The sequence below is a fragment of the uncultured Allobosea sp. genome (assembly GCF_945957345.1).
Lineage (GTDB): Bacteria > Pseudomonadota > Alphaproteobacteria > Rhizobiales > Beijerinckiaceae > Allobosea.
The window spans coordinates 66,241-78,262 of record NZ_CAMFKW010000001.1; the positions used below are offsets into that span (position 1 = coordinate 66,241).

General features: G+C 64.8%; 11 protein-coding genes. 7 read left to right on the forward strand and 4 right to left on the reverse strand.

Features of this window, described 5'->3' with window-relative positions; genetic code table 11:
• Positions 1–242: 242 nt before the first annotated feature.
• A complete protein-coding gene (locus Q0Q36_RS00300; protein WP_293794734.1) occupies positions 243–1,595 on the forward strand; it encodes an undecaprenyl-phosphate glucose phosphotransferase in 1,353 nt (450 codons plus the stop codon).
• Positions 1,596–1,609: 14 nt separating this feature from the next.
• Here Q0Q36_RS00300 and Q0Q36_RS00305 read toward each other — a convergent pair whose 3' ends face one another.
• The 3 genes from Q0Q36_RS00305 to Q0Q36_RS00315 form a co-directional block, all read right to left on the reverse strand.
• Entirely contained in the window at positions 1,610–2,194 is a 585-nt protein-coding gene (locus tag Q0Q36_RS00305) for a WecB/TagA/CpsF family glycosyltransferase (protein ID WP_293794735.1), read from the reverse strand.
• A 164-nt stretch (positions 2,195–2,358) separates the two neighbouring features.
• Complete coding sequence (locus Q0Q36_RS00310) at positions 2,359–2,580, reverse strand: hypothetical protein (RefSeq protein WP_293794736.1); 222 nt, start codon at positions 2,578–2,580, stop codon at positions 2,359–2,361.
• A gap of 124 nt (positions 2,581–2,704) precedes the next feature.
• Positions 2,705–3,100: a cupin domain-containing protein gene (locus Q0Q36_RS00315; protein WP_293794737.1), complete on the reverse strand. Its 396-nt coding sequence runs from the start codon at positions 3,098–3,100 to the stop codon at positions 2,705–2,707.
• A gap of 304 nt (positions 3,101–3,404) precedes the next feature.
• On the opposite strand from Q0Q36_RS00315, the gene Q0Q36_RS00320 reads away from it, so the two are divergent.
• The 6 genes from Q0Q36_RS00320 to Q0Q36_RS00345 all read left to right on the forward strand — a co-directional run bounded on the left by Q0Q36_RS00320 (position 3,405) and on the right by Q0Q36_RS00345 (position 10,905).
• Positions 3,405–4,934 carry an ABC transporter substrate-binding protein gene (locus Q0Q36_RS00320; RefSeq protein WP_293794738.1) on the forward strand — a complete coding sequence of 510 codons (1,530 nt, stop codon included), beginning with the start codon at positions 3,405–3,407 and terminating at the stop codon, positions 4,932–4,934.
• A gap of 67 nt (positions 4,935–5,001) precedes the next feature.
• Positions 5,002–6,615: a serine hydrolase gene (locus tag Q0Q36_RS00325; RefSeq protein ID WP_293794739.1), complete on the forward strand. Its 1,614-nt coding sequence runs from the start codon at positions 5,002–5,004 to the stop codon at positions 6,613–6,615.
• A gap of 249 nt (positions 6,616–6,864) precedes the next feature.
• The gene (locus Q0Q36_RS00330; RefSeq protein WP_293794740.1) at positions 6,865–7,893 is read left to right on the forward strand and encodes an extracellular solute-binding protein; all 1,029 of its coding nucleotides are present in this window, start codon (positions 6,865–6,867) and stop codon (positions 7,891–7,893) included.
• A gap of 191 nt (positions 7,894–8,084) precedes the next feature.
• Entirely contained in the window at positions 8,085–9,269 is a 1,185-nt protein-coding gene (locus Q0Q36_RS00335; protein ID WP_293794741.1) for an ABC transporter ATP-binding protein, read from the forward strand.
• Entirely contained in the window at positions 9,266–10,102 is an 837-nt protein-coding gene (locus tag Q0Q36_RS00340) for an ABC transporter permease (protein ID WP_293794742.1), read from the forward strand. The genes Q0Q36_RS00335 and Q0Q36_RS00340 overlap by 4 nt, the downstream gene beginning before the upstream one ends.
• 5 nt (positions 10,103–10,107) lie before the next feature.
• On the forward strand, positions 10,108–10,905 hold the full coding sequence (locus tag Q0Q36_RS00345; protein WP_293794743.1) for an ABC transporter permease: 798 nt from the start codon (positions 10,108–10,110) through the stop codon (positions 10,903–10,905).
• On the opposite strand, the gene Q0Q36_RS00350 is transcribed toward Q0Q36_RS00345, so the two are convergent.
• Positions 10,813–11,865, reverse strand: a complete 1,053-nt coding sequence (locus Q0Q36_RS00350) for a LysR substrate-binding domain-containing protein (protein WP_293794745.1) — start codon at positions 11,863–11,865, stop codon at positions 10,813–10,815. The two genes, Q0Q36_RS00345 and Q0Q36_RS00350, sit on opposite strands and share 93 nt — an antisense overlap.
• Positions 11,866–12,022: the final 157 nt, after the last annotated feature.

The following is a 12,022-nucleotide window of genomic DNA, read 5'->3' on the forward strand; positions in this document are numbered from 1 at the left end:
GACTGCCCCTCATTCGCTCCAATCTGGCCCGCATCGCTCCGGCATGCGCCTTGCCACTCCTCCCCCGACCATGGTCCGGCGCCCGCATCCTGTGCCGCGACGGAACATGCGCAAGTCGGCTCGCGCCGGCATGGCTGGCCTGGGGGTTAGGAATGAGCGTCAATGATCTGAGCGGCATGCCGCAGGCCCTTCCCGGCAATCGGTCTGGATTATGGCGGCTTGGGCTCGGTCCGCTCACGGCAATGAGCGACGCCGCCATGGTCACCGCGCTCATCTACGTGGTGTCGTTCATCTACCACGTCGCCGCCACTGGCCTGCCGGGCATCGAACGTTCAACGCGGGAGCTGGCGGCCATGCTCGCGACCCTGTTCGTCTTCGTCAATCTGATGCGCGGACGCTACCGGATCGCCAACTACCTCTCCACGCGGGGCCAGATGGGCTCGGCCCTCGTTGCCTGGAACATCACCTTCGTCGCTTTTCTCGTCCTGCTGTTCCTCGCCAAGATCGCGGATCACTATTCGCGCGCCATCATGGTCGCGACCTACCTATGCGGCATCCCGGTCATCGCGCTGTCCCGCTCCGCCGTCGTGCGATTGGTAGCGGCCGGCAGCCGCGCCGGCCGGATCACCGCGGAGCGTGCCTTCCTCATCGGACGGGAGGCCAGCATCATGGGCTTCGTCACGCGACACAAGCCCTGGCATATGGGCTTTGCGGTCACCGACGTCGCCTTCCTGAAATCATCCGGAGAAGCCGGCTCTCCCGCCCTTGCCGCCGATCTGGCTGCTGCGGCGGCGAATTGCCGGGCCAGGCGGCCCGATGCGGTTTTCATCGCCGTTCCCTGGTCCGATCAGGATACTATTTCGGCCTGTGTCGACGCCTTCATGAATCTGCCGGTCGCGATCCATCTCGTGCCCGAGCCGATCATGGAGCGCTTCGGCGGCGCGCATGTCGTGCATACCGGCACCCTGTCGAGCCTGCGGTTGACGCGCCAGCCGCTCTCGACGGCCGAGGTCGCGACCAAGCGCGCTTTCGACATCGTGGCCGCCGCCTGCGGAATCATCCTGACCCTTCCGCTGCTGCTGCTCATCGCTGCGCTGATCCGGCTCGATTCTCCCGGCCCGGTGCTCTTCCGCCAGCGGCGCTACGGCTTCAACCAGCAGGCTTTCCGCATCTTCAAGTTTCGTACGATGACCACGACCGACGATGGCCAGGTCGTCGTTCAGGCCAAGCGCAACGATCCCCGGATCACGCGGCTCGGCCATCTGCTGCGGCGCTATAATCTCGACGAGCTGCCACAGCTCCTGAACGTCCTCGCCGGCGACATGTCGCTTGTCGGGCCGCGCCCGCACGCGCTGGCTCACGATATCGAGTTCGAGCGCAAGATCGCCAACTATGCCCGCCGCCATAACGTCAAGCCCGGCATTACCGGCTGGGCGCAAGTGAACGGCCTGCGCGGCGAGACCGATACCGACGAAAAGATGGCAATGCGTGTCGCCTATGACCACTGGTACATCGACAACTGGTCGTTCTGGCTCGACATCACGATCCTGTTCAGGACGGTCCTGAGCCGGAAGGCCTTCGCGAACGCCCGCTGAGTTGTTGGCTGCGGTCAGCCCCGGCCGCTGCGCTCGGGCTGCCTGCCGGTGCGGTGTCCGGCTGCGAGCGACGGAAGGGCGCGGCCCAGCGCCTGCACCAGAATGATACGGGTGAATTGGAAACCGGCCGTCGTCGCCGCCTCGAACCGATGCAGCCCCGTCATCGGCAGGGAGGTCGGGACAAATCCGAGGAAGCGGCTGCGTCGCCCGAAGGCGAAGTCCGCAAAGCTTCCACGCAGATTGATGCGCTCATCGCCGATCCCGGCAGCATTGCATTGCGCGCAGAACTGTCGAAACCGCGTCTCGGGTAGGTCGGTGACGACCACGTCCGCGCGCGCCGCCGCGATATGGCCGAGAACGGCTCGGTCGACCTGACCGTCGAAGTCCGCATCGCAGATCCCGGTGATGCACAGCGCCGGAAAGCCTGCCTCGATTCGATCCCTCACCGCGTAGATCGTGCGGCTGTCGCCACCGAAGCAGAAAACCGTCCGGTTCCGCCCGACACAATCAGTCAGGAATTCAGCCAACTTATCGACCCTGCCCTTCCGTGCGGGGGCAGTCAGCAGGCATGCCTGGCCCTGGGTGATGCTCGGCGGCACGACGGCGATCCCGATATCGATATCGATCGCGCACCGGACGCCCGGCGCGCTTGCTCTTCATCTCCAGAAGTTACGGTTAACCTTTAGGGAAGATGCCGTAGCGTCAAGCGACAGCTCGGCCAATCCTGTGGACATGAGATGGCATCGCAGGGCCATGGCCTTGATCAGACAAAGTGGCGCCAGAGGGCGCGGCCAATCCACAGGCTCCACCCGCCGACCACGAGCACGGCCAGCAATGCCGCACCGACGAGCAGCGAGCGGCCAAGCATGAGGCCGAGCACGCTCTCGGCGTTCTCCGGCTCATTGTCATTAGCCGCCTTCAGCGCCCGGCCGAAGCTAGGCGTTTGAACAGGCGCCGGAAACTGGCGCACGCGCTGGGGCCGCATGACACGCTCTCGCAAGGTTACGCATGCATTAAACACTCGCTCCTGAGAATGCTCCAATTCGCGACAAAATAAAAGCACGGGATGCGGGTGTTCCCCGATTTGGAGAACCAGGCACCAGGCAGCGCTATCCGCCGTATTGGGTGTCGGAGACCTGTTCCATCCAGTCGACGACTTTGCCGTCCTGAACCTCCTGGATCGCGATATGGGTCATTGCGGTCGCAGGCGAGGCCCCGTGCCAATGCTTCTCCCCCGGAGGAAACCAGACCACGTCGCCGGGCCGGATTTCCATAATCGCCCCGCCCCAGCTCTGCACGCGGCCGAGCCCAGCCGTGACGATCAGCGTCTGCCCGAGCGGATGCGTATGCCAGGCCGTGCGGGCGCCCGGCTCGAAGGTAACGCTGGCGCCCTGGACGCGGTCTGCCGCATGCGCATTGCACAGGGGATCGATCCTGACCGTACCGGTGAACCAGTCGGAGGGACCTTTCCCGGAAGGCCGGGAGCCAGCACGGGTGATGTCCAAGGAAGCTCTCCTCGCTCTGAGCCGAATTTGCCGGAAGCATGCCGCCGCCCGGCCTGCGAATCCAGCACCGCATGCGCCCTACGGCCAAAGCGGTTTTGCATCTCGCGAGAATCGACCGGAAGCTGGAGATGTCACCACACGGTCGCCACTGCGGTGAACAGGTATTCCCGGAAAGTGGAACCATGGGATAGCCAATATATCACAGATGTTTCAACGAATTCCGCGTCGCGCTTCGCTTGACAGCATCTGACCCGAATGGTTCCCTATTATGGCCTATATATCATAATTACGGAATAAAATAGCAATGAAGAAACTTCTTGCTCTCGTAGGCGTCGCGACCTCGCTCGCGCTTTCATCGGTCGCGCCGGGCCAGGCCCAGCAAGCCGGTGGCATCGTGAATGTCGCGGTGATCGGCGAACCGGCCTCGCTCGATCCGGGCATCAGCGCGACCGATCTCGTCGGCATGATCTCGCAGCATGTCTTCGAGACGCTGTTCACCTTCGACGGCAAGTGGAATGTCACGCCGCTGCTCGCCGAGACGATGCCGACGATCAGCGCAGACGGCTCAGTCTACAAGATCGCGCTCCGCCAGGGCATCAGGTTTCATAACGGCCGCGAGATGACGGCCGAGGACGTCGTCGCCTCGCTGAAGCGCTGGATGGAGGTCGCCTCGCGCGGCAAGCAGACGGCGATCTACGTCAAGTCGGTCGCCGCGACCGGCCCGAGCGAAGTCACCATCACGCTGAGCCAGCCCTATGCGCCGCTGCTCTCTCTGCTCGCCTTCAACAACTCCGCCGCCGCGATCATGCCGGCCGAGGTTCTGGCCACGCCGCTGAAGGAAGTCATCGGCACGGGCCCCTACAAGCTCAAGGAACACAAGCCGGACCAGTATGTGCAGCTCGTCCGCTTCGACGGCTACAAGCCGCGCAGCGAGAAGGCGGATGGCTTCGGTGGCGCCCGTATCGCCAAGTTCGACGAGATCCGCTTCGTCCCGGTGCCAGACGCCAATACCCGCATCGAGGCCGCGATCGCCGGCCAGTACGATTATGTCGATTCCCTGCCGGTCGAGGCTTTCCCACGGCTGGAGAAGGGCAAGGACAAGCCTGCCCTGCTGAACAATTTCGGCTGGCCGATCTTCGTGATGAACAACAAGGAAGGCCCGCTCAAGAACGAGAAGATCCGCCGCGCGGTCCAGGCGGCTCTCAGCGAGACGGATATGCTCGCCGCCGGCTTCGGCGATCCGAAGTTCTATGCCGTCGACGGCGCGATGTACCCGGAAGGCTATGCCTGGCGCAGCGATGTCGGCGTCAAGGGCCACTATGATCTCGGTGACGCCGAGAAAGCGGCGGCACTGCTCAAGGAGGCCGGCTACAAGGGCGAGCCGATCCGCATCCTGACCAGCCGCCAGTACGAGTTCCACTACAAGATGGCGCAGGTCGCGGCCGAATATCTGAAAGCCGCGGGCTTCACCGTCGATCTCCAGGTCAGCGACTGGGCGACCATGATCCAGCGCAACAAGAAGCCCGAGCTCTGGGAAGTCTTCATCACCCACAGCCCCTTCCTGCCGGAACCCGCGCTGAACTTCATCCTGTCGAAGACCGCCGGCGGCTGGTGGGATACGCCGGAGAAGGAAAGGGCGCTCGATGCCTTCAACAGCGCGACCAGCCAGGACGCCCGCGTCAAGCACTGGGTCGAGTTGCAGAAGCTGATCTTCGAGCAGGCCCCGATCGTGAAGATCGGCAATTTCAGCGCGCTCTCGGCGGTCTCGCCGGGCCTCACGGGCTTCACCCCGTCGCCCTGGCCGGCGTTCTGGAACGTCGAGATCAAGCGCTAACCTCGAGCGCCGCGTTTCCACGGGAAGCGCGGCGCCTCCACGTAAGCCCCGAGCCTAAAAGCCTGCCATGCCACGCGCCTCTCTCGCCCTCGATCCCGCCATCATCGCCGCCCGCATCGCCCCGCATGTCGCGGCCTGGAACAGCGAAACCTCGCCGGGAATGATGATCGCCATCCTCTCGGGCGGCGAAGTCGTGCATGAAGCGGCCTATGGCATGGCCGATCTCGCCAACGGCATCCCGCTTTCCAGCCGCTCGGTGGTGCGCATCGCCTCGCAGAGCAAGCAGTTCACCACCTGGCTGCTGCTGGCGCTGGAGCGCGAGGGCCGCCTGTCCCTGCAGGACGGCGTCCGCACCCATCTGCCCTGGCTGCCCGATTACGGCCGGACGATCACCCTGCACCATCTCGCCTCGAACACCTCGGGCCTGCGCGACATCCTGGAGATGATGACGATCGGCGGCGTGCCGATCCTCGCGCCCTCCTCGCGCCAATACGCCTGCGACGTCGTCGGCCGACAGAGCGAGCTCAATTTCGAGCCGGGCTACGACCTGCTTTACAGCAACAGCAATTTCCTGCTGCTCTCGGAAATCCTGGAGAAGGTCTCGGGGCTCAGCTTCAACGACCTCCTGAAGGAGCGCATCACCGGCCCGCTCGGCATGCACGACACGGCCTTGATGCCGCGCGACGACGTGATCCTGCCGCGGCTCGCCGGACATCACCGCCGCGGACCGGACGGCAACTGGCTGAAGGCCGCCTGGGGCATCGCCATCGGCGGCGAAGGCGGCATGGTCTCGACGCTCGCCGACATGATCATCTGGCAGCAGAACCTGCGCCAGCCGAAGATCGGCGACACCCGGATGATCGCGCGCATGGAAGATGCCGGCGTGACGATCAACGGCGTCCCCTCGCCCTATGGCTACGGGCTGGTGCGCGACGATGGCGCACTCGGCGAGGCGGTCGGCCATGGCGGCTGGATCGCCGGCGCGCGCTCGGAATCGGTGCGCTTCAAGGAAGCCGATCTCGGCATCGTCTTGCTCGCCAATCACGACGATTGCGCGCCCTATGTCCTCGCTCGTTCGATCGCACGCGACCTGCTGGGAGCCACCCGCGAAGGGCGGGAGCACGAATTCGACCTTCCGGTCGGCACCTATCGCGATGAAGCCGGCGACGATGCCTTCCAGATCGAGCGGCGCCAAGGCCAGCCCTATCTGGTGATGAACATGGGAGGCGCGCCGCTCCTGCCCACTGGCGACGGAAGTTGGCAGCCGCAGGCCTCGATCCCGGCCTTCGCACTGAAGCCCGATACCGGCGGCACACTCTCGGCGACGCGCTTCGGCCGGACCCGTCGCTTCGTTCCGATCGCGCCGACCGCGCCTCCAATCGACCGCTTCGCCAACAGACACTTCACGGCGCAATCCGGCGCTTTCCACGGCGAGACCCGCAAGGCCGGCTCGGAATTGCACCTCACGCTCTCATCGCCCGAGGGCAGCCAGTGCGTGAAGCTCGTCGCCCATGGCGATGATTTCTTCTTCGCCCACCCGGTCAGCACCGAGGTTCATGATCAGTGGCGCGTCTGCCCCTGGGTGCTGCCCTGGCTGTTCACGGTCCGCATCACGGCCGACAGCCTGATCATCAACAGCGACCGCACCAAGCGGCTCGTGCTGAGCGAAATGTCTCGGTAGGCCCTCGCACGCTTCGCGAGGAACTCCACCCTTGTCATTGCGGGGCTTCGCGCAGCGAAGAACCCGGAATGACAAAGCGAGCGTTTGGAAACAGAGTGCTCGCCGCAGATCCCACCTTCTTCGAACACACTCATAACTTTCCGGAATGAAGTTCGGATTCCTTTGAATTTGCAATGAAGGTCCGCACCCTGGAGTCTCCCATCATCGAGGCTGCGCAGAACAGCCTGCACGAGGATCGGGAGCAATCAGATGAAGCCATGGGTGTTCGCACTGTCGATGCTGGCGGCCGGCACCGGCCCGAGCGCGGCCGAGGTCATTCACGCGACCTGGGGCGGCGGCGGCGCTGCCGTGCTGCGTGACTATTTCCAGGTTCAGTTCACCCAGAAGACCGGGATTCCCGCCCGCATGGCAGAGGTGCCCAACACGGCCGGCGCCGTCCGCTCTCCATCCGCCTCGCAGTACAATGTCGTCGAGGTCACCTACTTCGAGGCGATCGGCCTGGCGAAGTCGAACCTGCTCGAAGCCTTCGATGACAAGGAGATCCCCGCGATCGCCAACCTGCCGAAGGAGCTGGTGGTCCGGAACAAGGACGGCAAGATCGTCGGCCTCGCCACCCATTTCGGCTATTACGGCATCGCCTTCAACAACACGCTAGCCAAGGCCTCGGACTTCAAGTCCTGGAACGACCTCACCGACGCCCGCTGGAAAGGCAAGCTCGCGGTGACGCGCCCGGTCTACGCGACCTCCTACGACCTCACCATCCTCGCCCATGCCAATGGCGGCAGCGCCGCCAAGATCGAGCCCGGCATCGAGCCGCTCAAGGCCATCTTCGCCAATTCGCTGACGACCTATACCTCGCTCGCCCATATGAACACGCTGCTGACGCGGGGCGAGGTCACGGCCGCGCCGTTCTACTCGACACGCGTCTGGAGCCTGCGCCGCGACGGCCAGAAGACCATCGAGATGGCGATCCCCAAGGAGGGTGCGCTGATGCTGCCCTATGTCGTCGTGGTACCGAAGGGCTCCGCCGAACGGGCGCAGACCATCACCTATCTGAATGAGCTCCTGGACGCTGCCGCGCAGACCCGGATTTCAGGCCAGAACGGCTCGATCCCGACCAACAACAAGGCCGTGCTGCCGCCGGAATACGAGCAGGATCTCGGCATGACCCGCGAGGCGCTGATGAAGAAGATGTATATTCCGGATTGGAATGTCATCGTCAGCGACTACGAGGATCGGCTCAACCGGATCGAGCAGATCGCCGCCGGCAAGCGCTAGAGCAGCTTGCCGCCAAGCCGTCATTGCGAGGAGCGGAGCGACGAAGCAATCCAGGGGCGGCAGAGCTCTACGTTCCCCTGGATTGCTTCGCTACGCTCGCAATGACGGGTTCTTCATTACCGGCGCCGGTGCTCGTTTCACGATCCGCCGAACACCTCCTCACCCACTCGCTTACCCAGCGGATTCGATCGATGTCCCCTGCCCAGCCTGAAGCCCTTGCGCAGGCCGCGCCCTCCCGCGCGGCCCGCGGTTCCATCCATGTCGCCGGCGTCGCCAAGGCCTATGGCGCGACGACGGTGCTCTCCGGCCTCGATCTCGCGGTCGAAGCCGGAACCTTCGTCACCCTGCTCGGCCCTTCCGGCTGCGGCAAGACAACCTTGCTGCGCCTGATCGCCGGCTTCATCCAGCCCAGCGCCGGCAAGATCGCGATCGACGGCCGCGACATGGCCGGCCTGCCACCGCAGCGCCGACCGATCGGCATGGTCTTCCAGAACCTCGCGCTCTTCCCGCATTTCTCGGTCGAGGAGAACGTTGCCTACGGCCTGCGCCTGCGCAACGTGCCGGAGGCGGAATTGCGCCGGAAGGTCGGCACCTTCCTCGATCTCGTCGGGCTCGGCCATCTCGGCAGCCGCCGCATTTCGCAGCTCTCCGGCGGCCAGAAGCAGCGCGTGGCGCTGGCGCGGTCGCTGGTGCTCGAACCCTCGATCCTGCTGCTCGACGAGCCGCTCTCGGCGCTCGACCTGCAGCTCCGCAAGCAGCTGCAGGCCGCCCTCAAGGAAATACAGCGCCAGCTCGGCACCACCTTCGTCTTCGTCACCCACGACCAGGAAGAAGCGACCTTGATGTCGGATCGCATCGTGGTGATGAGCGCAGGCGCAATCCAGCAATACGACACGCCGCCCGCGATCTATTCACAGCCCGCCAATCTCTTCGTCGCCAAATTCGTGGGCGAGCTGAATGAGATACCCGGCCGCATCGCCGCAGTGACGTCCGAGACGGTAGAGATCGACGGCCCGGGCGGCCGCCACGCGCTGCCGATGAGCGGCATCCGCGGCTTCTCGCCAGTCCCCGGCACCTCCTGCGTGATCGGCCTGCGCCCCGAACGGATCACGATCCTGCCGCCGAATGCCGATGCCGATGCCGGTGGGCGCATCGCCCTACCCGGCACCGTCATCGAGCGCATCGCGCTCGGCTCGGTCCTGCGCTTCGTCCTGCGCTGCGGCGAGCAGCGGCTCGTCGCGGTGCGATTGGCCAGCGACGGTGCAGCCCTGCCGGAAGCCGGCTCGCCCTGCCGCATCGCCTTCGATCCCGCCGATGCCCAGGTCTTCGAGCCACTCGCAGCGCCCGCCGCTGCGAGCTTCGGAGAGAAGCCATGACGGAAACGCAGCCTGCCTCGCCGGCCAAGGCGCTGCTGCTCCTGCCGGTCCTCGCCCTGCTCGGCCTGTTCTTCGTCTCGGTCTTCCAGCTCTTCTCGAACGGCTTCGCCGATGCCGATGGCTGGTCGCTGCGCTATTTCCGGCAGATCGTGAACCGCAGCGACTATCAGGTCATCTTCGCTCGGACGATCCTGTCATCGCTGACGGTCGCCCTCCTCTCGGTCGCGCTGTCCTATCCGATCGCGCTCCTGCTCTGGCGGCTCGAACGCTGGCGCAACACGCTCCTGATCGTGGTCCTCGTGCCATGGCTGGTCAGCCTCGTCGTGCGCACCTATGGCTGGCTCGTGCTGCTCGGCCCCAAGGGCGTGATCAACGGCATGCTGGCCTGGACCGGGATCATCGAGCAGCCATTGGCGCTGATGTTCAACGATCTCGGCATCGTCATCGGGCTGACCCATGTGCTGATCCCCTTCGCGGTGATCTCGATCCTGTCCTCGCTGCTGGCGATCGAGAGCAATCTGGAGGAGGCCTCCGGCGTGCTCGGCGCGAGCCCCTTCCAGACCTTCCGGCGCATCGTACTGCCGCTGTCGCTGCCGGGCGCCTTCACGGCGCTGATCGTGATCTTCCTCGCGAGCATCGGCGCGATCGTCACGCCGATCGTGCTCGGCGGCATGTCGCATCAGTTCGTGGGCTCGCAGATTTACCAAGAGGTCATGTACACCTTCAATCTGAACAAGGCCGCCGCCTGGTCGATCTGTCTGCTCGCCATCAGCTTCCTGTCGCTGCTCCTGCTGAAAGCCATCGAGCGCCGGCTGATCGGGACCATGGAGTGAGCGCGATGACGGCAAATCCCAAAATCTCGACCTGGGCCGGCATCCTGCTGCTGATCTCGCTGCCGGCGCCGATCCTGATCATCATCGGCGCCTCCTTCAGCGACACCAGCTATATCCAATTCCCGCCGGAGGGCCTGAGCCTGCGCTGGTATCGTGATGCGCTGTTCGATCCGCGCTGGCCGCGTGCCTTCGCCATCAGCGTCTGCATCGCGGCGGTAACGGCGGTGATCGTCACCATCGTCAATTTCATGGCGGCCTATTACACGCAGCGCCATGCACCGAAGCTCGCGACCTGGCTGGAACTGGCGATCTTCTCGCCATTGTTCTTCCCGCACGCCGCGATGGGCGTCGCCATGGTCGCGCTCGTCGCCCAGTTCGGTTTGATCGGCACGGCGCCGGGCATCGTGCTCGCCCATCTCATCGTGACGCTGCCCTTCTCCTACCGCCCGATCCATATCGCCTTGCGCAGCCTCGACCCCGATCTCGTCCGCGCCGCCAATGTGATGGGCGCGAGCGAATGGCGCGCGCTCAAGGACATCGTCATCCCGATGTGCCGATCGGGCATCCTGACCTCGCTGCTCTTCGCCGGCATCATCTCCTTCGACGAGGTTACGGTGACCATGTTCCTGATCGGACCGAACATCTCGACCCTGCCGGTGCAGATCTTCTCCTTCGTCCAGGATTCGGCGACGCCGGTGCTGGCGGCGATCTCAACGATCAGCGTGCTGATTACCTTCCTCGCGGTGATCATCCTCGATCGCGTCGCTGGCCTCACCTTCTTCGTCCGCCACGACGGCGCCTGAACCCGCGCCGTCGCGCGTGCGCCGCTGCGGCAACCGCACGGTCAGGCTCTCGGCCGCGCGCGGATCGTCGCCATTGGCGAGCGCGGCAATTCGGCCCTTGAGCTCGGCGAGGAAGGACTTCGTCAGCGGCGAGACCGGCCGGTTGCGCGAGACGATGGCGTTGAAGGTGAAGGCGATGGTCGGCTCGAAGCGCCGCGCCACCAGATCCGGCCAGAAACCCTGATGCACGGTCATCGGCTCGACGATGGCGATGCCGAAGCCCCGCGAAACGAGCGCATTGGCCTCGACTGAGGAGAACACCTCCGCCCGCATCTTGCGCGAGATGCGCTGCTGTTCGAACACCGCGTCGGTCAGGTGCCGCATCCGGCTATTGCGGGTAAACGAGATGAACTCCGCCCCCTCCAGATCGCGCGGCACGATCACCTCGCGCGATGCCAGCGGGTGGTCCCGCCGCATCACACAGACCGCATCGGCATGAAAGAGCGGCTCGGTCAGCAGGTCCGGGTGATGGAAATGGCTGACCGAGAAGCCTATATCGACATTCTGCCCGAGCACGTCGCTGCCGACGACGCTGGAGACGTCGAGCGTCACCGAGATCGCCGGATTGGCCTCGGCGAAGGCGACGAGCGCATCCGCCACCAGCGTATGGCCGATCGAGGCCGCCGAGACGATCCTGAGCTCGCCTGAACGCAGGTCGCGCAAATCCCTGGCAAAGCGCTCGACATCGCTGAGCGAGGCAAAGAGCCGCCGCACCTCCTTGTAGAGCAGTTGCGCCTGATGCGTCGGGATCAGGCGCTTGCGCTTGCGCTCGAACAGGGTGAGCGCGAGGTCGATTTCGAGCCCCGCCAGGATCTTGCTCATCGCCGGCTGAGACAGCCGCATCCGCTCGGCTGCGGCCGTGACGCTGCCGGTCTCCATGAACTGGATATAAGCCTCGAGTTGTCGATGGGTGATCCGCATGCAAGGCTCCGCCACTGGCTTCGGATCGAATATAACCAACAGGCATGATTTCTAGTCAAAAAGAAATTTGCGGCGCCCTGCCGGCAGCGGAATAGTGCGAGCCGGGCCAGACGGAAAACTGGAAAACGCGCCAGAGACCGGCACAGCCTCGCAATCC